The sequence below is a fragment of the Bradyrhizobium sp. UFLA05-153 genome (assembly GCF_054185185.1).
In genome coordinates this window covers 120102-140235 of the sequence record NZ_JBBIAM010000003.1, presented here as the reverse complement: position 1 = coordinate 140235, position 20134 = coordinate 120102, and the positions used below count along the sequence as shown (strand labels likewise).

Sequence of the window (20134 nt, the reverse complement as noted above, 5' to 3'; positions counted from 1 at the left end):
GCCCGAAGGGCGAAGCGTGGTGGAGCCAGGCGGGATCGAACCGCCGACCTCTTGCATGCCATGCAAGCGCTCTCCCAGCTGAGCTATGGCCCCTTAACCATCCGACGCGCCTTGGGCAGCGCGTCGGGAAAGACCCAGAACCACAGTTCTGGAATTATCTCAAGTCTCTTCATCGCCTCCGACATCACCAATGATGTCGGTTACGTCCTCATCGCCCTCTTCGTCGTCGGCGATAAAGGTCGAATCATCGTCATCGTCGTCCTCGAGGGTCTCGTCGACCTCGATGTCGTCCTCGGATTCGGGCACGGCCGCCTTGACCTTGCCGGTGTTCTCCTCGGCATCGGCTTCCTCGAGGGATACCATTTCCTCGGTCTCGGCCGGTTCCGGCGTGGTGTCCTGGGCCATGCTGCGCGCTTCGGCGCTGCGGGTCGGGCGCGCTGGCGCTACCGGAGCAATCGGCACCACCTCGCCAGTATAGGGCGAGATCACCGGATTCTTGTTGAGGTCGTAGAACTTCTTGCCCGTGGTCGGGCAAATGCGTTTGGTTCCGAGTTCGGACTTGGCCACGGCAGGAATCCTGGGAATGTCTGAAAAGCGGTGCTTCACTTGGCTAGTTGGCGGCCCGCTGTCAATAGCGCATTGCGGAAGAAAGACATGCCCGTGACGGCGGGCTGACCATGTGGTACCTGCGCCCGCGAGCCCAAGGAGCATTCAAGGTCTACCTGCGGGCATTCAAGGACACAATCTTGACCCATTCCGACCAACCGAGGCCGCTCCAGTCGCGCGCCAGCGGCGCCCTGACCGGGAAAGTACGGGTACCCGGGGATAAGTCGATCTCCCACCGCTCGCTCATCCTGGGCGCGCTGTCGGTCGGCGAGACCCGGATCACCGGCCTCCTGGAGGGCGAGGATGTCCTCAATACCGCCAAGTCCATGCAGGCGCTCGGCGCCGCGGTCGAGCGGACCGGGGATTTTGCCTGGCGCGTGCGCGGGGTCGGGGTGGCCGGCTTTGCCGAGCCCAAAGCGCCCCTGGATTTCGGGAACTCCGGGACCGGTTGCCGGCTGGTGATGGGGGCGGTCGCAGGCTGCCCGATCTCGGCCGTGTTCGATGGCGACGCCTCGCTGCGCAGCCGCCCCATGCGCCGCGTGCTCGATCCCCTGGAGAAAATGGGAGCCAGGGTGATCGCCGGCGGCGAGGGCGGCCGTCTTCCGCTGACGCTCCAGGGCGCACCCGATCCCCTGCCGATCACTTACAAGACCCCCGTGGCCTCCGCCCAGATCAAGTCCGCGGTGTTGCTGGCGGGCCTGGCTGCACCGGGGACGACGACGGTCATCGAGAGCGAGGCGAGCCGCGACCACACCGAGCTGATGCTGAAGCATTTTGGCGCCGATATCACGTCGGTAGCGGAAGGCCAGCATGGCCGCCGCATCACGCTTCAAGGCCAGCCGGAGCTGCACGGCGCTGCTGTCGTAGTGCCCGCCGATCCGTCCTCGGCGGCCTTTCCGGTCGTGGCGGCGCTGATCGCCGAAGGCTCCGACGTCATGCTGTCTGACGTCATGACCAATCCGCTGCGCACCGGGCTCTTCACGACGCTCCGCGAGATGGGCGGCTCGATCGAGGAGAGCGAGGTCCGCGGTGACGCCGGTGAGCCGATGGCGAGCTTGCGCGTACGCGCCTCAAAACTGCACGGCGTCGAGGTGCCGCCGGAGCGCGCGCCGTCGATGATCGACGAATATCTGGTGCTCGCGGTGGCGGCGTCCTTCGCCGAAGGCACGACCATCATGCGGGGCCTGCACGAGCTGCGGGTCAAGGAATCCGATCGGCTGGCGGCGACTGCCGACATGCTGCGCGTCAACGGCGTAAAGGTCGAGATCTCCGGCGATGATCTGATCGTCGAGGGCAGGGGCTACGTGCCCGGCGGCGGTCTCGTCGCCACGCATATGGATCACCGGATCGCGATGTCGGCGCTGGTGATGGGCTGCGCCTCCGACAGGGCCGTGAAGGTCGACGACACCGCCTTCATCGCCACCAGCTTTCCCGATTTCATTCCGATGATGCGTTCGCTGGGGGCCGATTTTTCATGATCATCGCCATCGATGGCCCCGCGGCCTCCGGCAAGGGCACGCTCGGCAAGCGCCTCGCGCATCATTATGGCTATCGTCACCTCGATACCGGCGTGATCTACCGGGCGGTGGCCCATGCGCTGATACAGGCGGGCGCCGACCTGCGCGACGAGGCTGCCGCCGTCGCAGTGGCTTTGGAACTTGATCCCGAAAAATTCGGCAATCCCGTCCTGAAGACCCAGCAGATTGGCGAGGCTGCCTCGGTGGTCTCCGCAATTCCCAGGGTTCGCGAAGTCCTGGTCAATTTCCAGCGGCAATTCGCCGCCGACCCGCCCGGCGCGGTGCTCGACGGCCGCGATATTGGAACCGTGATCTGCCCCGATGCGGACGTGAAGATCTTCGTCGTCGCCGACCCCAAGGTCCGTGCCCGCCGCCGCACCATGGAGGCGCGGTCGCGGGGCGAGGAGGCCGACGAAGCCGCTGTGCTGGCCGACATCATTGCGCGCGACGAACGCGACCAGAACCGGCCCATCGCGCCCTTAAAGCCGGCCGCGGATGCTTACTTGCTAGATAACTCCCAACTGGATATAGAAGGCGGCGTCCGGGCCGCCATCGACATTATCGAGGCCGTCCGAGCGGGCCGCCCGCGGACTTGAGCCGCGGTCGTCATTGGAGGAAGAGCCCGCTCCCGTTCTTGAAGGTCGATATTCCGATCCCCGTTTTGGGACCGGCGACGATTTGAGGCTCCGGAAACAATTCAACGTATCGAACGCGCGGGCTCTCGCCGGCCCGCTCTTGCTGCTTTCAGGGGAAGACCCGATGCAGCGAGCGGTCGCTCGAAGGTTTTGCGGACCTTCCGACACTGCGCGCACGATACGCCCATAAACCCAACGGCCGGCAAGACGTCCGCAACTGGAGAACAAATGGCTTCGACTTCCGCTAGTACCTACAGCCCCTCGCGTGACGATTTCGCCGCGATGCTCGATGAGTCCTTTGCAGGCGGCAATCTGCAGGAAAGCTCCGTCGTCAAGGGCAAGGTTGTTGCAATTGAAAAGGACATGGCCGTCATCGACGTCGGCCTGAAGACCGAGGGCCGCGTCGCGCTGCGCGAATTTTCCGGCCCCGGCCGTGAAAGCGACCTCAAGGTCGGCGACGAGGTGGAAGTGTTCCTCGATCGCATCGAAAACGCCCTCGGCGAGGCCGTGCTGTCGCGCGACAAGGCGCGCCGCGAAGAGAGCTGGGGCAAGCTCGAGAAGGCGTTCCAGAACAACGAAAAGGTCAACGGCGTCATTTTCAACCAGGTCAAGGGCGGCTTCACCGTCGACCTCGACGGCGCCGTGGCGTTCCTGCCGCGCTCGCAGGTGGACATCCGTCCGATTCGCGACGTCGCGCCGCTGATGAACAACTCGCAGCCGTTCCAGATCCTCAAGATGGATCGCCGCCGCGGCAACATCGTCGTCTCCCGCCGCACGGTGCTGGAAGAGACCCGCGCCGAGCAGCGTCAGGAACTCGTGCAGAACCTCGAAGAGGGTCAGGTCATCGACGGCGTGGTCAAGAACATCACCGATTACGGTGCGTTCGTGGATCTCGGCGGCATCGACGGCCTCTTGCACGTCACCGACATCGCGTGGCGCCGCGTCAACCACCCGACGGAAGTGCTCGCGATCGGCCAGACCGTGAAGGTCAAGATCATCAAGATCAACCACGAGACGCACCGCATCTCGCTGGGCATGAAGCAGCTGCTGGATGATCCGTGGCAGGGCATTGAAGCCAAGTACCCGCTGGGTGCCCGCTTCACCGGCCGCGTCACCAACATCACCGACTACGGCGCGTTCGTCGAGCTCGAGCCGGGCATCGAAGGCCTGATCCACGTCTCCGAGATGTCGTGGACCAAGAAGAACATGCACCCCGGCAAGATCGTCTCGACCTCGCAGGAAGTCGAAGTGCAGGTGCTGGAAGTCGATTCCGTCAAGCGCCGCATCTCGCTCGGCCTCAAGCAGACCATGCGCAACCCCTGGGAGGTCTTCGTCGAGAAGCATCCGACCGGTTCGGTGGTCGAGGGCGAGGTCAAGAACAAGACCGAGTTCGGTCTGTTCCTGGGTCTCGAGGGCGACGTCGACGGCATGGTCCACCTCTCCGACCTCGACTGGAAGCTTCCAGGCGAGCAGGTGATCGACAACTACAAGAAGGGCGACGTGGTGAAGGCCGTCGTGCTCGATGTGGACGTCGAGAAGGAGCGCATCTCGCTCGGCATCAAGCAGCTCGAAGGCGACCCATTCGCCGAGCCGGGCGATGTCAAGAAGGGCGCGGTCGTGACCTGCGAAGTGCTCGAAGTGAAGGAAGCCGGTATCGAGGTGAAGATCGCCGGTACCGACTTCACCACCTTCATCAAGCGCTCCGAGCTTGCCCGTGACCGCAACGACCAGCGCGCCGAACGCTTCGCCGTCGGCGAGAAGGTCGATGCCCGCGTCATCCAGTTCGACAAGAAGGCCCGCAAGGTCCAGGTGTCGATCAAGGCGCTCGAAGTCGCCGAGGAGAAGGAAGCCATCGCGCAGTACGGCTCCTCCGATTCGGGGGCGACGCTCGGCGACATCCTCGGCACCGCGCTCAAGAACCGCGGCGAGAACAAGTAAGCCAACCGCTTGTTTCGCAAGCATCAAAGCCCCGGCGTTTCGCCGGGGCTTTTTTGCTGCGCTCCTTCCGGGCTACGCGGCTACCACCCTTGCTTTCTTCAAATTGCGTCGCAATTGATGTATCCAGATAAGCCGATGGTCACGCTGCGCCTGCAAAAGGCGTGAACCCACATTTGGAGATTTTTCGATGTCGCTCGATTCGGACATCATCGTCGATCGCCGCCGGATCCGCCGCAAGCTGACGTTCTGGCGCGTCGCTGCCGCGCTGATCGCGATCGCGGCGATTGCAGGCGTGGCGCTGGTCGCGACGCCGGGCGCGCGCGGCACATTCGCGTCCGCCGGCTCGATCGCGCGCGTCCAGATCGATGGCCTGATCCGCAGCGATTCCGAGCGCACGCAGGCGCTCGAGCGGCTGGAGAATTCGCGCGCGGCCGCCGTCATTGTCCACATCAATTCGCCGGGCGGCACCACCGCGGGCTCCGAGCAGCTCTATGATTCCCTGACGCGGCTGAAGGCGAAAAAGCCGCTCGTCGTGGTGGTCGAGGGGCTTGCCGCTTCCGGCGGCTACATCACCGCGATCGCGGCCGACCACATCATCGCTCAGCAAAGCTCGCTGGTCGGCTCGATCGGCGTCCTGTTCCAGTTTCCGAACGTCACCGATCTCCTGAAGACCATCGGCGTCAAGGTCGAGGAGGTCAAATCCTCGCCACTGAAGGCAGCGCCGAACGGTTTTGAGCCCACCAGCCCCGAAGCGCGCGCTGCGCTCGATGCGCTGGTGAAGGATTCTTACGCTTGGTTCAGGGGACTAGTGAAAGAGCGCCGCGGCATGGATGATTCGCAGCTCGAGAAAGTCGCCGATGGCCGCGTTTTCACCGGTCGGCAGGCGATCGAGCTGAAGCTGATCGACCAGCTCGGCGACGAGAAAACTGCGGTGACATGGCTCGTCGAGCAGAAGGGCGTCAAGAAAGACCTGCCGGTCCGCGACTACAAGCTCCAGCCTCGCTTCGGCGATCTGCCATTCCTCAAAACGGCGGCTACCGTCACGCTCGAAGCCATCGGTTTGAGCTCGCTGGCGCATCAGATCGAGCGCAGCGGCGTCACGCAGGCGGTCGATCGGATCGGTTTGGACGGAATGCTCGCGCTATGGCAGCCGGCCGCGTCAAACTGACCGGGAACCGGGCGAGGTCGAGAGGGTTTTCCCGTTCGGCTTGTATTGTGACAGACCCCCTTTCGGACCTTTGTCACGCACTTTAGCGCGGTCCAAGCTTGATTTAGCGTCTTGACAGATCAAGGTATTTTCACGGAAATGGTCATCCGCACGCTTCCGGGTCCTATCTCTCGATGATCAAATCCGAACTTGTTCAGCGTATCGCCGAGCACAACCCGCACCTTTACCAGCGGGATGTCGAGAACATTGTGAATGCGATCCTCGAGGAGATCGTCGCAGCGCTCGCGCGCGGCGATCGGGTCGAGCTGCGCGGTTTCGGTGCTTTTTCAGTGAAGCATCGTCCCGCGCGCGCAGGGCGCAATCCGCGGACGGGCGCCCATGTGCCCGTCGACCAGAAGAGCGTCCCGTTCTTCAAAACGGGCAAGGAAATGCGCGAGCGGCTGAACCGCGACCATCCGGACCCCGGCGGGCCAGACTAGGGCCGGTGCCCAGGTTTGCCGGGGCGTGGCCGCTTGATGCAGCCACAAGCATGATTCAAGGCGAGCGATCGAGATGCGAAAATTCCTGACCGCGTTGATCGTGATTCCGTTCGGCCTGCTGCTCGTCGACTTCGCCGTCGCCAACCATCATTTGGTCAAGGTCTCCTTCGACCCCTTCAATTCGGCCGATCCGTCGCTGGCGATTGCCCTGCCGCTATTCCTGCTCCTGATTCTGGTGGCTGTCCTCGGGGTGCTGGCCGGCGGCTGCGCCGTCTGGTTTGGCCAGCGGCATTGGCGCCGCGCGGCACGCCGCCACGAGGCCGATGCGCGCTCGGCAAGGGCCGAGCTGGCGGATATTCGGGCTTCCATGGCCCCTGCAAGGCCCGATCCGCAGCGGCTGCCGGTCCGCGCCGGAAGCGGCCTTTACGGCCCCGTCGGGCGAGACAAGCAGCGCGCGACGTTGTAGAAGCGGCCGCATCGAAAACCCCGTTTTTCCGGCCGCGCAGTGCACGGCCTCCACACGCTTTGAGACCATGTCCCTGCTCGTCAAGATCTGCGGCCTGTCCACGCGCGAGACGCTTCAAACGGCGCTCGATGCCGGCGCCGACATGGTGGGGTTCGTGTTCTTTCCGCCCTCGCCCCGGCATCTGTCGCTGGAAACCGGGCGCGATCTTGGCCGCCAGGTCAAGAAACGTGCGCTGAAGGTCGCGCTCACTGTGGATGCCGACGACGCGACGCTCGACAACATCATGGACGCGCTCTCGCCGGACATCCTCCAGCTCCACGGCAAGGAGAGCATCGCCCGGCTGCGTGACATCAAGCAGAAGTTCGGCCGGCCGGTGATGAAGGCGCTGCCGGTCGAGACGTCGGCCGATCTCGCGGTGCTGCCCGGCTACGCGGCGATTGCCGACCGCATCCTGTTCGATGCCCGCCCGCCGAAGGACGCAACGCGTCCCGGCGGGCTGGGGGCGACCTTCGACTGGCACCTTCTCGAAAATCTCGATCTGACGTTGCCCTATATGGTCTCGGGCGGGTTGCACGCCCAGAACGTCGCAGAAGCCCTTCGCCTCACCGGCGCCGGTGGCGTCGACGTCTCCTCCGGGGTCGAGAGCGCCCCCGGCGTGAAGGACCCGGAGATGATCAAAGCCTTTATTCGCGCCGCGCGCGCCACCCAAGAGTTGAGCGTACGATGACCAAGGCCAAACCAAACTCCTATCGCAGCGGCCCGGACGAGCGCGGCCATTTCGGCATTTTCGGCGGACGCTTCGTCGCCGAAACCCTGATGCCGCTGATCCTCGATCTGGAGAAGGCGTACAACGCGGCCAAGGCCGATCCGGCCTTCCAGGCCGAGATGAATGGCTATCTCAAGAACTATGTCGGCCGACCCTCGCCGCTTTATTTCGCCGAGCGCCTCACCGAGCACCTCGGCGGCGCAAAAATCTATCTGAAGCGTGAGGAGCTGAACCACACCGGCTCGCACAAGGTGAACAACGTGCTCGGCCAGATCATGCTGGCACGGCGCATGGGCAAGAAGCGCATCATCGCCGAGACCGGCGCCGGCCAGCATGGCGTTGCGACCGCAACGCTCTGTGCGCGCTTTGGCCTGGAATGCGTGGTCTATATGGGCGCCGTCGACGTCGAGCGGCAGCAGCCCAACGTCATCCGCATGGAGATGCTGGGCGCAAAGGTGTTTCCGGTGCAGTCGGGCACGCGCACGCTGAAGGACGCGATGAACGAGGCGCTGCGCGACTGGGTCACCAACGTGCACAACACCTTCTATTGCATCGGCACGGTCGCAGGTCCGCATCCCTATCCAACGCTGGTGCGCGACTTCCAGTCGATCATCGGCAACGAGACCAAGGCGCAGTTGCAGGAGGTTGAAGGCCGCCTGCCGGATTCGCTGGTCGCCTGCATCGGCGGCGGCTCCAACGCCATGGGCCTGTTCCATCCCTTCCTCGATGATTCCTCCGTCGAAATCTTCGGCGTCGAAGCCGCGGGCCACGGGCTCACGCAACTGCATGCGGCCTCGATCGCGGGTGGCCGTCCCGGCGTGCTGCACGGCAACCGCACGTATCTCTTGATGAACGAGGATGGCCAGATCCAGGACGCGCACTCGATCTCGGCCGGTCTCGACTATCCCGGCATCGGCCCAGAGCATTCCTGGCTGCACGAGATCGGCCGCGTCAACTATCTCTCCGCGACCGACGACGAGGCGCTCGCAGCATTCCAGCTATTGTCGCGGCTCGAAGGCATCATCCCGGCGCTGGAGCCTGCGCATGCCATCGCCAAGGTGATGGAGCTCGCGCCGAAGCGGCCCAGGGATCACCTGATGGTCGTCAATCTCTCCGGTCGCGGCGACAAGGACGTCCCGCAAGTCGGCGATATCCTGAGGGGCAAGAGCAAGTGACCACGCGTATCGACACCCGTTTTGCCGAGCTCAAGAAGCAGGGCCGCTCGGCTTTCGTCACTTTCGTGATGGCCGGCGATCCCGATCCGGCGACGTCGCTCGAGATCATCAAGGCGCTGCCGAAGGCGGGCGCCGACGTGATCGAGCTCGGCATGCCCTTCACCGATCCGATGGCCGACGGCCCGTCGATCCAGGCGGCCGGCCTGCGCGCGCTCAGGGCCAGCATGACGCTGAAGAAGACGCTTGAGCTCGTGCGCGGCTTCCGCAAGGACGATGATGCCACGCCGATCGTGCTGATGGGCTACTACAATCCGATCTACATCTACGGCGTCGACAAGTTTCTCGCCGATGCAAAGACTGCCGGCGTTGACGGCCTGATCATCGTCGACCTGCCGCCGGAAGAGGATGACGAACTCTGCCTGCCCGCGATGAAGGCCGGCCTCAATTTCATTCGCCTGGCAACACCGACGACCGACGACAAGCGTCTGCCGGCCGTGCTCGCCAACACCTCGGGCTTCGTCTACTACGTCGCCATCACCGGCATCACGGGTGCGGCGGCTGCGGACGCAACGGCGGTGAGCGAAGCGGTTACGCGCATCAAGCGGCATACAAAGCTGCCGGTCTGCGTCGGCTTCGGCATCCGGACGCCGGAGAACGCCCGCGCCATCGCCTCGCATGCCAATGGCGCGGTGGTCGGCACGGCGCTGGTCGATGCCCTCAAGAACAGCCTCGATGCGGAGGGGCGCGCCACCGGCAAGACCGTTAACGCCGTCGCCGAGTTGACCGCATCCCTCGCCCAGGGCGTGCGGGGCGCGCAGCAGGCGGCGGAATAGGTCATAATTCCGCTTCTAAAGCGCGATGAGATTGGGCTGAATCGTCATCGCGCTTTAGGTTATTGTTTGAGCATGATCTTTTCGGAAAACCGCTTCACACTTTTCCGGATCATGCTCTAACGCGGATCACACGGCGGCTTGCCGGGGAAAGTCCCGGCCGCCATATATCCCTTCAGGCGATCCCGAGGCGGGATGGCTAATCGGAGCAAACCATGAACTGGCTCACCAATGTGGTCCGGCCGAAGATCCGCAACATGCTGCGGCGGGAGACGCCGGAGAATCTGTGGATCAAATGCCCGGATTCCGGGCAGCTCGTGTTCTACAAGGACGTCGAGGCCAACCAGTTCGTCATCCCCGGCTCGAACTATCACATGCGCATGGGGTCGGTGGCGCGCCTCAAGTCGATCTTCGACAACGAGACCTGGTTCGACGTCGCTCTGCCGGAGGTCGCTCCCGATCCGCTGAAATTTCGCGACGAAAAGAAATATGCCGACCGCATCAAGGATGCGCGCGCCCGTACCAATCTGAACGATGCGATCAAGGTCGGCTACGGCAAGCTCGAAGGCGCCGCCGTCGTCATCGCCGTGCAGGACTTTGACTTCATGGGCGGCTCGCTCGGCATGGCTGCGGGTGAAGCCATCGTGCGCGGGCTCGAGCTCGCGGTCGAGAAGAAGTCGCCCTTCATCGTGTTCGCAGCCTCGGGCGGCGCGCGCATGCAGGAGGGCATCCTGTCGCTGATGCAGATGCCGCGCACGACCGTCGCCGTGCAGATGCTGCGCGAGGCAAAACAGCCTTATATCGTGGTGCTCACCAACCCGACCACCGGCGGCGTCACCGCGTCCTATGCGATGCTCGGAGACGTGCAGATCGCCGAGCCCGGCGCGTTGATCGGCTTTGCCGGCGCGCGCGTGATCGAGCAGACCATCCGCGAAAAGCTCCCCGAAGGTTTCCAGCGCGCCGAGTACCTGAAGGAGCATGGCATGGTCGACATGGTCGTGCACCGTCACGACCTGCGCCCGACGCTGGCGCGGCTCTGCCGCCTCCTGACCAGGTCGCCGGCGCTGGAGGGCGCGTCGAAATCAGCGCAGCCGGTGACGAGCGCGGCGCAGATCGTATCGGCCCCCGACGTGGCGCCGGCCGCACCGCACGCGTGAACGCCTCCGCTGACAGCGCAAAGCCGTCGCTCGGTGATGTGATCGGGCGGCTGTCGGCCCTGCATCAGAAGCGCATCGATCTCGGGCTCGAGCGGATGCATCGCCTGCTCGAGCGGCTCGGCCATCCCGAGCGCAAGCTGCCGCCGGTGATCCATATCGCCGGCACCAACGGCAAGGGCTCGACGCTCGCATATCTCCGCGCCACGCTGGAAGCAGCAGGCCTGCGCGTTCACGCCTATACCTCGCCCTATCTGGTCCGGATCAACGAATGCGTCCGGCTCGGCCGCGTTGGTGGCGGCGTGCTGGTCGGCGACGACGAGTTGCGGGCCGCGTTTGAAGAGGTCGAACGCGTCAATGCCGGTGAAGCCGCGACCGTGTTCGAGCTCAAGACCGCCGCCGCCTTTCACCTGTTCGCGCGAAATCCGGCCGATGTGGTGCTGCTCGAGGTCGGCCTCGGCGGGCGGCTCGATTCGACCAACGTGATCGACGCGCCGCTCGCCTGCGTGATCACGCCGATCAGCATGGATCACACGGATTTCCTTGGGCCGACGCTCGGCTCGATCGCCGGCGAGAAGGCAGGAATCATCAAGCGCGGAGTGCCCGTGATATCGGCCGAGCAGACGCCGGAGGCGATGGCCGCGATCGAAGCGCAGGCCAGGCGCATGCGCGCGCCACTGTTTGCCGCCGGCGAAAGCTGGCACGTCAATGTCGAGCACGGGCGTCTCGTCTATTCCGACGATCGCGGCCTGATGGATCTTGCGGCGCCGCGCCTGTTCGGCCGTCACCAGTTCGACAATGCCGGCCTTGCGATCGCGACGCTGCGCGCAGTCAGTGCCTTCAAGATCAATCATGCGGCGTTCGAAGCCGGAATCGTCGGTGCGGAATGGCCGGCGCGGATGCAGCGGATCACCTCCGGTGCATTGCTCGGCTGGGGACCGCAGGGCTCCGAGATCTGGCTCGATGGCGGACACAACGCGGAGGGCGGCCGCGTCGCGGCCGCCGCGCTTGGCGATCTCGAGGAGCGGGTCTCGCGTCCCCTGGTGGTGATCGCCGGCATGATGGCCAACAAGGACGCGCAAGGCTTTCTCGCCAATTTCGCCGGCCTCACCCGCCACATCATCGCGGTACCCATCCCGGAGACCGAGAACGCCATGCCGGTCGACCGGCTCGCGGATGCCGCGCGCAGTTTTGGTATGCGCGTCGAGACCGCGCCCGGCATAGAGGCCGCGCTGCGCGCCCTGTCACGGCTCGCCTATGAAGTGCCGCCACGCATCCTGATCACCGGCTCGCTCTATCTCGCCGGCCATGTGCTCGGCATCAACGGCACGCCTCCTGCATAAAGGTCTCGTGTCCCGGCTCTGCAGCGCACCGCGGAAGGAGCGCTGCGCTGCGTCCGGGGCACGAAGGAGAGACCACGATGCACTTTGCCGCGATTGCCGACGTCCACGGGAACTATCTCGCGCTGGAGGCAGTGCTTGCCGACATCCGCGCGCACGGCATCAAAGACATTGTCAATCTCGGCGACATGCTGAGCGGCCCGCTCGATGCGCGTCGGACGATCGATATCCTGATGCCTCTCGACGCCGTGCACGTACTCGGCAATCACGACCGCTATCTCCTCGACCGCCCGCCCGAGAAGATGGGCTCATGGGATCGTCCCGCCCATGCGCAGCTGGATAGCGCGCGTCTCGACTGGCTGCGCGCGCAGCCGATGACGCGCGTGTTTCGCGACCAGGTGTTCCTCTGCCACGCGACACCGGAAAACGACGAAGTCTATTGGCTCGATACCGTTCATCCCGACGGGACGGTCGCGATGTCGCCGCTGGACCGCATCGAGCAGTTCGCAAAAGGCATCACGCAATCCCTGATCCTCTGCGCGCACACGCATCTTGCGCGCGCCGTGCGATTGCGTGACGGCCGGATGATCGTCAATCCCGGCAGCGTCGGCAGTCCCGGCTATCGCGACAAGCATCCGTATCCGCACTTCGTCGAGGCCGGCACGCCGCACGCGCGCTATGCGATCCTCGATCTGGTGAACGGCGCCTGGCAGGTGACGTTCCGCCACATCGTTTACGATCACGAGGCGATGGCCGCGCTGGCGCGGCGGAATGGTCAACCGGATCTCGCGCAGGCGCTCGCGACGGGATGGATCAGATAGCCGCAATGAACTTCTCAAAACAAAACGGCCGGCATTTCGCCGGCCGTTGTCGAAAATAATCTTGGCTGGGCAAATCAGACGGCAGCGGTGATCCACTGCTGCAGCTTTGCCTTCGGCGCCGCGCCGACCTGGCGGGAGGCCATCTCGCCGCCCTTGAAGATCATCAGGGTCGGGATCGACATCACGCCGTATTTCGACGCGGTCTTCGGGCTCTCGTCGACGTTGAGCTTGACGATCTTGACCTTGTCGCCCATCGCGCCGGCGATCTCGTCGAGCGCGGGTGCGATCATGCGGCAGGGGCCGCACCATTCGGCCCAGAAATCGACGACCACCGGGCCGTTCGCCTTGAGCACTTCGGCTTCGAAATCGGAATCAGAAACCTTACCAACGGCCATGGGGATACCTCGCACAATGAGAGAAGGGCGCGACGGGAATCGCGCCCGAGATCATGGCGTCAACCTATGAACGGCGCCTTGCCGGGTCAAGGACGCTCACGCCGACATGAAGGGATGCCAGCGCCGCGTCCAGCGCGGGAGCGGAAATCTCCATATATTCAAGGGCCTCGGTCCAGAGCAGGACCGCCCTGATCGGCGTTTGGGGATAAAGCCGGGAGAGCACGGCCCGGTACAGCGCAAGCTGCCGGACATAAGCCGCCGGTGCCTCCGCGGCGCTCTTCGGCGCCACCTGGTTGGTCTTGAAATCGACGATCAGGACCTCCTCGGGGGTCACCACCAGCCGGTCGATCTGCCCCGACACCAGCGCCGGCGGCCGGCCGGATCGTTCGAGCCGACCGACGATCGCGACCTCCGGCCGACTGCCCGCGGCGAACACGGCGGCAAAACGCGGCGCGGCGATCAAGGCGAGTACCTTGTCGGCCAGCGCGGCGCGGTCGGCTTCCGGCCAATCCGCGGCGTTGCGTGCCATGAAGCCGAGCGCAGACTCGCGCCGCCGGTCGGGGGCGATATCGGGCAGGGATTGCAGCAGCCGGTGCACCAGCGTGCCGCGCTGCAATGCGAGGGCCCGGGTCTGGAGCGATTCGCCCGTCCAGACCGCGCGGCCTTCCCCGGCGGCCTGGCCGGAGGGGCGCACCGGATCGTCATCGAGGATCTCTTGCGGCGCCGGGCTTCGCAGCCAGTCCGGCAGGGTGATGGTCGCCTCGGTCGAGGTCGCGGGCGTGCCCAGCGCCGCGACGTCCTCCGGCCGGGCAAAGCGGGTCACTTTGCCGAGCGGAGTCTCGATCGTCTGCCTCTCGAGGCCGGAACCGGTGAGGCCCTTGTCCACGAGGTCGTACCAGCACAGCTTTCGCACCGTGTTCATGTTGCCGGGCATGCAGCCGCCGACGATCAGCCGGTCCGCCGCGCGCGTCATCGCGACATAGAGCAGGCGGCGATATTCGTCCTCGGTCTCCTCGAGCATTGCCTTGCGCGCGTCGATGACTGGTTTCGGATCGTCCGCCTTCCGCCCGGCCCACACCACGACCTCGCCGCCATTGCCGCGCGGCACCTGGATCAGCCGCAGCCGCTGCGTGTCCGAGGGCGAGGAGGTGGTGTCGACCATGAACACCACGGAGGCCTCCAGGCCCTTGGCGCCGTGCACGGTCATCACGCGGACCTCGTCGCGCGAAATCTCCATGTCGCGCTTCACCTCGGTATCGGCCGAGCGCAGCCAGGCCATGAAGCCTTGCAGCGAGGCCGGCGCCTTGCGCTCGTAGTTCAGCGCGAGTTCGAGGAACTCGTCGAGCGCGTCGTTGGCCTCATGGCCGAGCCGCCGCAGGATGCGCGCGCGGCCCCCGTCGCCGCCGAGCAGCCAGGCATAGAAGGCGAACGGCGTCTCGTTGCGTGCGTGGGCCTCGCAGGCCTCCAGCCTGCGCTGCACGGTTGCGAATCTCTCGCTTGTTCGCCCGTGCTCGGCCAGCGCCCGGCGCAGCGAGCCCTTGCGGTCCCAGGCGAGCGCAAACAGGTCGTCATCATCGAGCCCGAACAGCGGGCTCTTCAGCGCCACCGCGAGCGCAAGATCATCCTGCGGCAGCAGCAGCGCATCGGCGAGGTTCATCAGATCGATGATGGCGATGTGCTCGGTCAGCTTCAGCCGGTCGGCGCCGGCGACGGGAACGCCGGCATGCTTCAGCGCCTGGATCACCGCGTCGAACGCATTGCCGCGCCGCCGCACCAGGATCAGCATGTCGCCATAGCGGAGGGGACGCCGCTCACCGGTATGCCCGGTCAGCGTGCCGCTCTCCACCAGACGCTTGATCTCGGCTTGGATGCGGCGGGCGAGCTTGACCTCGGGGCTCGTGACGGAGACGCCGTCGAACGGCGCGCGCCAGCCTTCGATGTCCTGCCTGTCGTCGGCCTCCGCTAGATCCCAGAGCTCGATCAGGCTCGGGCCGGCATCGCTGAGGGCATTGTGCAGGGGATGGCCGATCTCGATCGCGTGGATGCTCTTGTAGATCTCCGCCTCGCGGAAGACGTGGTCGACCGAGTGCAGGATCGTTGCACCCGAACGGAACGAATAGGTGAACGCGACGGGATCGAATTTCAGGCCGGCTGCGGTGAACTTGCGATGCAGCTCGCGCCGGCGCGCGTCGAATTCGTGCGGCGCGGCACCCTGGAACGAGAAGATCGATTGCTTCTCGTCGCCGACGGCGAAGATGGTGCGGTTGAGTCCCTCGCGCGCGCCTTCGCCGGCGGTAAACTCGGAGATGATGTGCGCAACGATGTCCCACTGCCGCGGGCTCGTGTCCTGCGCCTCGTCGATCAGCACGTGATCGACGCCGCGGTCGAGCTTGTAATGCACCCAGCCCGAGCTGACGCGGTTCAGCATCGTCAGCGTCTTGTCGATGAGATCGTCGTAGTCGAGCAGGCCGCGCTCCTGCTTTTCGCGCCGGTAGTTCGCCGCCGCGGCGGTCGCGATATGCAGGAGAGCCTCGGTGCGATCGCGCACGGTGACCGCGCGGCGCCTCTCGATCAGTCCGCCGAGACGCTGCGCCTCGGCCTCGAACAGGCGCGCGACGGAGGGGTTGTGATCGCCGAACTTCTTGGTCAGAACGGCCTTGCGCGGCAGCTTCTCGTCGGTGAGGAAGACGCTCAGATAGGCATCGACCTGCGCGCTGCCGGAAAACAGTTTTGCCGCGCGTAAGCGCCCTGCCTGGTCGTTATCGGACTTGCTGCCGTCCTCCAGCGCAAAGGCGATGTCGTCCCAGCGCGAGCGCGGCAGGAAGGGGCCATCGAGAATTTCAAGCTCGATGTCCTCCATGCGGTCAGCGGCATCGACGCCCAGCACTGCCGCCATCTCCGCAGCAGCCGCTGCAGCGCTGCCGGCCGCGTCGGTCCAGGCCATGAAATGATCGCGGCTAAGGCAGGCTTCGCGCACGACCTCCTTGAAGGTGACGTCGGCGGCGTTCGCCATGGCGGTCAGCAGCGCGCGGCCGGTGACGCTATCAGGGTCGCGCGCGGCCTCCAGCAGCACCTTCAGATTGGCGCGCTCCATCATGTCGGTCTGGTCGCGCTCGTCGATCACGGCGAAACGTGCCGGAACATTGGCCTCGAACGGAAACTGCTGGAGCAGGCGGGTGCAAAGCGCATGGATGGTCTGCACTTTCAAGCCGCCCGGCGTCTCCAGCGCGCAGGCGAACAGCTTTCGCGCCTCGCGCCGCAGTTTTGCGTTGGGGTAGGGGATCCCGGCGGCGCGGATCGCATCGTCAAGCGCGGCGTCATCCAGCGTCACCCAATGGCCGAGCGTGGTGAACACGCGCTCGGCCATGTTGGCAGCCGCCGCCTTGGTGAAGGTGATGCAGAGTATCTTTTCCGGCGGCACGCCCGAGAGCAACAAGCGGATCACGCGCTGCACCAGCACATGCGTCTTGCCCGAGCCGGCATTGGCCGACACGAAGGCCGATGCGGTCGGGTCGGACGCGCGCGCCTGCGTCGCACGCACGGCATCGGGGATAGGGCGCGGCGCCTTCACCATTCCTCGATCCCCAAGCCGCCGGCGGCGGACCATTCCTTGATGCGCGCGAGATCGTCATAGCTGCCGTAGCGGTTGGTCCACATCGGCAGGTTCAACGAGGTGTAGGCCTGGTTCTCGTCATCGAACGCGCGGATCAGTGCTTCCAGCTTGTTTCGCGCATCCGCGGCGGCGGTGTCCGGCGGCTGCGGCGCGTCGCTCGGCTTGATCTTGAGCTCGAGAATGCGCTCTTCGCCTGGCGGATTGTTGCCGCTCAGGCGAACGTAGACAAGCTGGCTGACGGATGAGCCGGCGTCGATGCCGGGAAAGCCGCCCTCGCGCAGGATCGCTGCTTCGAGCGTGAGCTGCGGCGATAATCCCATGCGCACCTGCTTGCCGGTCGGCGGCTGGCCGGTCTTGTAGTCGAGGATCGCGTAACCGCCGCCCTGCCGTTGCTCGATGCGATCGGCGCGCGCGGAGAGATAGAACGTGCGCTCATTGTCGAGCCGGATTGCTATCTCGCCGCGGGTCTCGGCGCTGATCGCCTCGATCGCGCCGCGCCGCGCTTGCTCCCATTCGCCAAACCAGCGGGCGATGCGCTGAAAGCGCGGCCACCACAACGCCCGCGCTTCGGGGCGCTCCATCAGCGGCGCAAAATGCTTCTCGCCGATAGCGCGCAGGACGCGCACTGGGTCCTGCGGCAGGTGCGCGGCATAGGCTTCCGTGAACTCGCCCAGCGCATCGTGGATGGCAGAACCGCGATCGGCAGCGGAGAGCGGCATGTCGACGGGATCGAGCGCATCGAGCCGCAAAATGTATTTCGCGTAGATCGTGTAGGGATCGCGCAGCCAGTCCTCGATCGCGGTGACCGACAGCTTCAGCGGCCGCGTTGCGCGCGGTGGCCGCGGCTCGGGCTGCTTGATCGGCTTGACCTCGTCGGGCTGGTCCAGCGCGCTCGCGAACCGGACATATTTTTCGCCGCCGCGTTTTGCGGTCCTCCAGTGATCATCACCCGCAACCGCTTCCAGCCGGTGCAGGAAGCGCGAGGCCACCGCCGGCGCGCCGCCGGCCTTGGCAGAATGGGTGAGAATCACCTCGTCGGCGCCGAGCAGCTGCGCGAAGTCATGCGCGGAGAGGCCGATGCGGCGCTCCGGCAGGTCGAGGCCGAGCTCGTGCCGCATCGGGCGGCTGAGCCAGGGATCGATGCGCGGCGAGGGCGGCCACACGCCTTCGATCAGCCCGCCGACGATGATGCGGTCGGCCTGCATCAGGCGCGATTCCAGCGGGCCATAGATCTGGAGCCGCGCGCCGGGCTTGTCCGGCCGCCGCACCGCGCGGTCGCCGAACGCGGTCTGGAACACGTCAACATAATCCGGCAGCGGCACCACCAGCCCGCTCGTCGTGCCGCCGCGCAGGAGATCGTCGAAGGCGGCGGCAAGTGCCAGTCCCTCGCGGTCCTCGAAGGCAAGCGAAACGCCCTGCTCGTCGCGCGACAGCGCGATCAGGATCTCGCGATGACGATGCGCGAGCTCGGCGAAATCGTAGGGCTTCGACGATGCCAGGCCCTCGATCGGCGCCAGCGCAGCTTGCAAGGCTGCGATCAGCGCCTGGATGCGATCGAGGTCTTCGGCCCTCAGCCGCGCGCGGGGCTCACTCCGATGCAGCGCGGAGACTTCGCTCCGCCAGAGTTTTGCAAGCTCATCGCGGAAGCGGGTGAACTCGCGCGAGAGCCCCGCCGCTCCCGGCGGCGGGCGCGTGCCGCGCAACACCGCGAGCTCCAAGCCTTCGATCGCGCTCGTCCACGCGCCGGACGTGGCGCCGAGCCGGCACAGCTGATGCTTGAGCAGCGCGAGCAAGGTCGGCGGCTCCAGGCCCTTCGTCGCAACTTCCGCCGCAAGGCGCGCGAAGGTGCCGGCGGAGGTTTCCATCAGCACGTCGCCGCCGGAATCGTCGAAGGCAAGATCCCAGCGCGCGAGCGCCGCCATCACCCGCCGGGCCAGTGCGCGATCCGGTGTCACCAGCGCGGCGGATTTGTCGAGATGCCGCGCCTCGCGCATCGCAATCGCGATCGCGAGCGCTTCCATCTCGGGATTGGGCGCCTCGACGACGGCAAGCCCTTTCATGCCGGCGCCGATCTTGCCGGCGACATCGCTCTGCTTCAGCCGGTCGTGCCATTTCTCGGTCGCGCTTGACGGCCGCATCGATTCGGAGGCCAGGAGATCGCGACCACCTTCCGCCGGTGGTTGGAGGATGTCGACGTCGCTGCGCCTGATTCCGAAACGCTGCAACAGCGCGTGCATGGCATATTGCGGATGGTTCGAGGCGGGATGTTCCGCGAACTTGCCCAGCGCATCGCGCACGCCGCCGATGGTCCGCCAGGCGTCCTCGTCGAGATCGGTGTCGAGCCCCGGCAACACCACTGCGCCATGCGGGAGTGAAGCAACCGCGTGCAGGAATTTTGCGGTGGCCGGCATCGAACCGGTCGAGCCCGCTGCGATCACGGGCCCCGCGGGATGCGCGGTCAGCCGTTTTGCTTCTGCGGCGATCAGTTGATCGCGCCGCGCTGCAGGTTCGATCCGGTTGATCTCGGCGAGATGGCTCGGCCAGGCCTCGCGCGCGATGCGCAGAAACTGAAGCGAATGCTGCCAGTATTGATCGAGCTGGTCGGGAATGAGCCCGTCGAGCGCGCTCCAGTCGACGCCGCGCGTCACCATGTCGTCGATGAGGCGCGCAAGATCCGAGGCGAGCGCCAGTGTCGAGGCGGGGCCGCCGACCACCAGCGGCGCCAACACCTCGCCTTTGGCCCAGGCTGCGACCAGCCGCGCCAGCGTCAGCCTGCGTTCGAGCTCGCCCAACCGTGGCGGAATGTCGAGCGGTGTCGTGCCGGAAAACTGCTCGGCCTCGTCGGCAAAGGCGAGCTCGTCCTCGTCGATGTCGCCGAGGGCGACGATGCGCGGCAGCACCACCGCGTCCGTCTTCATCTCCTCCAGGAAGATCTCGCGCACCACGCGCATCGCGCGCCGCGTCGGCAGATAGAGCGTGGCATCCGCCAGCCGCGCCGGTTCCTTGCGCGCCTCAAAGCCATCGACCAGCCGGCCGTCGAGCAGCGCGGCGATGACCGTGCGCAGGAAGGGAACCGAGACTGGAACGGTGAAGACGCGCATGAGCTGCCTGATTCGGGGATCAGGCGCCAATATAGGGAGACAGCTTCAAATGGTCATGAGCGCAAGCGAGGTCTTCCCCGCTGTTCGCCACTCCACGTGCTCTCGTGCCCCGGACGCGGCGCGGCATGAA

16 protein-coding genes and 1 tRNA gene are annotated in these 20134 nt (G+C 65.7%); 12 read left to right on the top strand and 5 right to left on the bottom strand.

Annotation, left to right across the window (positions count from 1 at the left end; genetic code table 11):
* Window positions 1–17 precede the first annotated feature (17 nt).
* Both Q2941_RS03310 and Q2941_RS03305 read right to left on the bottom strand, forming a co-directional pair.
* Window positions 18–93: transfer RNA gene (locus tag Q2941_RS03310), tRNA-Ala, on the bottom strand.
* Between the two features lie 66 nt (window positions 94–159).
* Complete coding sequence (locus tag Q2941_RS03305) at window positions 160–567, bottom strand: TIGR02300 family protein (RefSeq protein WP_027528282.1); 408 nt, start codon at window positions 565–567, stop codon at window positions 160–162.
* 179 nt (window positions 568–746) lie between these two features.
* On the opposite strand from Q2941_RS03305, the gene aroA reads away from it, so the two are divergent.
* The 12 genes from aroA (at window position 747) to Q2941_RS03245 (ending at window position 12895) form a co-directional block, all read left to right on the top strand.
* Window positions 747–2084, top strand: a complete 1338-nt coding sequence (gene aroA, locus Q2941_RS03300) for a 3-phosphoshikimate 1-carboxyvinyltransferase (protein WP_458191645.1) — start codon at window positions 747–749, stop codon at window positions 2082–2084.
* Window positions 2081–2719 (top strand): (d)CMP kinase, encoded by a 639-nt coding sequence (gene cmk / locus Q2941_RS03295; RefSeq protein ID WP_027528284.1) that lies wholly within the window; start codon window positions 2081–2083, stop codon window positions 2717–2719. The genes aroA and cmk overlap by 4 nt, the downstream gene beginning before the upstream one ends.
* Before the next feature lie 267 nt (window positions 2720–2986).
* Window positions 2987–4696, top strand: a complete 1710-nt coding sequence (gene rpsA / locus Q2941_RS03290) for a 30S ribosomal protein S1 (RefSeq protein ID WP_254109749.1) — start codon at window positions 2987–2989, stop codon at window positions 4694–4696.
* A 187-nt stretch (window positions 4697–4883) separates the two neighbouring features.
* The gene (gene sppA, locus Q2941_RS03285) at window positions 4884–5864 is read left to right on the top strand and encodes a signal peptide peptidase SppA (protein WP_027528286.1); all 981 of its coding nucleotides are present in this window, start codon (window positions 4884–4886) and stop codon (window positions 5862–5864) included.
* 173 nt (window positions 5865–6037) lie between these two features.
* Window positions 6038–6343 carry an integration host factor subunit beta gene (locus Q2941_RS03280; RefSeq protein WP_027528287.1) on the top strand — a complete coding sequence of 102 codons (306 nt, stop codon included), beginning with the start codon at window positions 6038–6040 and terminating at the stop codon, window positions 6341–6343.
* 73 nt (window positions 6344–6416) lie between these two features.
* Window positions 6417–6809: a lipopolysaccharide assembly protein LapA domain-containing protein gene (locus Q2941_RS03275; protein WP_254109750.1), complete on the top strand. Its 393-nt coding sequence runs from the start codon at window positions 6417–6419 to the stop codon at window positions 6807–6809.
* 67 nt (window positions 6810–6876) lie between these two features.
* On the top strand, window positions 6877–7536 hold the full coding sequence (locus tag Q2941_RS03270) for a phosphoribosylanthranilate isomerase (RefSeq protein WP_458191644.1): 660 nt from the start codon (window positions 6877–6879) through the stop codon (window positions 7534–7536).
* Window positions 7533–8750, top strand: coding sequence for a tryptophan synthase subunit beta (gene trpB, locus Q2941_RS03265; protein WP_027528290.1), 1218 nt, complete (start codon window positions 7533–7535; stop codon window positions 8748–8750). The genes Q2941_RS03270 and trpB overlap by 4 nt, the downstream gene beginning before the upstream one ends.
* Window positions 8747–9583: a tryptophan synthase subunit alpha gene (gene trpA, locus Q2941_RS03260; RefSeq protein WP_458191643.1), complete on the top strand. Its 837-nt coding sequence runs from the start codon at window positions 8747–8749 to the stop codon at window positions 9581–9583. Before trpB ends, trpA begins: the two co-directional genes overlap by 4 nt.
* Before the next feature lie 212 nt (window positions 9584–9795).
* Window positions 9796–10737, top strand: a complete 942-nt coding sequence (gene accD / locus Q2941_RS03255) for an acetyl-CoA carboxylase, carboxyltransferase subunit beta (RefSeq protein WP_027528292.1) — start codon at window positions 9796–9798, stop codon at window positions 10735–10737.
* Window positions 10734–12077, top strand: a complete 1344-nt coding sequence (locus Q2941_RS03250; RefSeq protein WP_027528293.1) for a bifunctional folylpolyglutamate synthase/dihydrofolate synthase — start codon at window positions 10734–10736, stop codon at window positions 12075–12077. Before accD ends, Q2941_RS03250 begins: the two co-directional genes overlap by 4 nt.
* A 77-nt stretch (window positions 12078–12154) precedes the next feature.
* Complete coding sequence (locus tag Q2941_RS03245; RefSeq protein WP_458191642.1) at window positions 12155–12895, top strand: metallophosphoesterase family protein; 741 nt, start codon at window positions 12155–12157, stop codon at window positions 12893–12895.
* A 74-nt stretch (window positions 12896–12969) separates the two neighbouring features.
* Here the strand turns inward: Q2941_RS03245 and trxA are convergent, their stop codons facing one another.
* From trxA to addB, 3 genes are all read right to left on the bottom strand, one after another.
* Complete coding sequence (gene trxA, locus Q2941_RS03240; RefSeq protein WP_027528295.1) at window positions 12970–13290, bottom strand: thioredoxin; 321 nt, start codon at window positions 13288–13290, stop codon at window positions 12970–12972.
* Window positions 13291–13354: 64 nt separating this feature from the next.
* A complete protein-coding gene (gene addA / locus Q2941_RS03235) occupies window positions 13355–16864 on the bottom strand; it encodes a double-strand break repair helicase AddA (RefSeq protein WP_458191641.1) in 3510 nt (1169 codons plus the stop codon).
* Complete coding sequence (addB, locus tag Q2941_RS03230) at window positions 16858–20004, bottom strand: double-strand break repair protein AddB (RefSeq protein WP_458191640.1); 3147 nt, start codon at window positions 20002–20004, stop codon at window positions 16858–16860. The genes addA and addB overlap by 7 nt, the downstream gene beginning before the upstream one ends.
* Window positions 20005–20134: the final 130 nt, after the last annotated feature.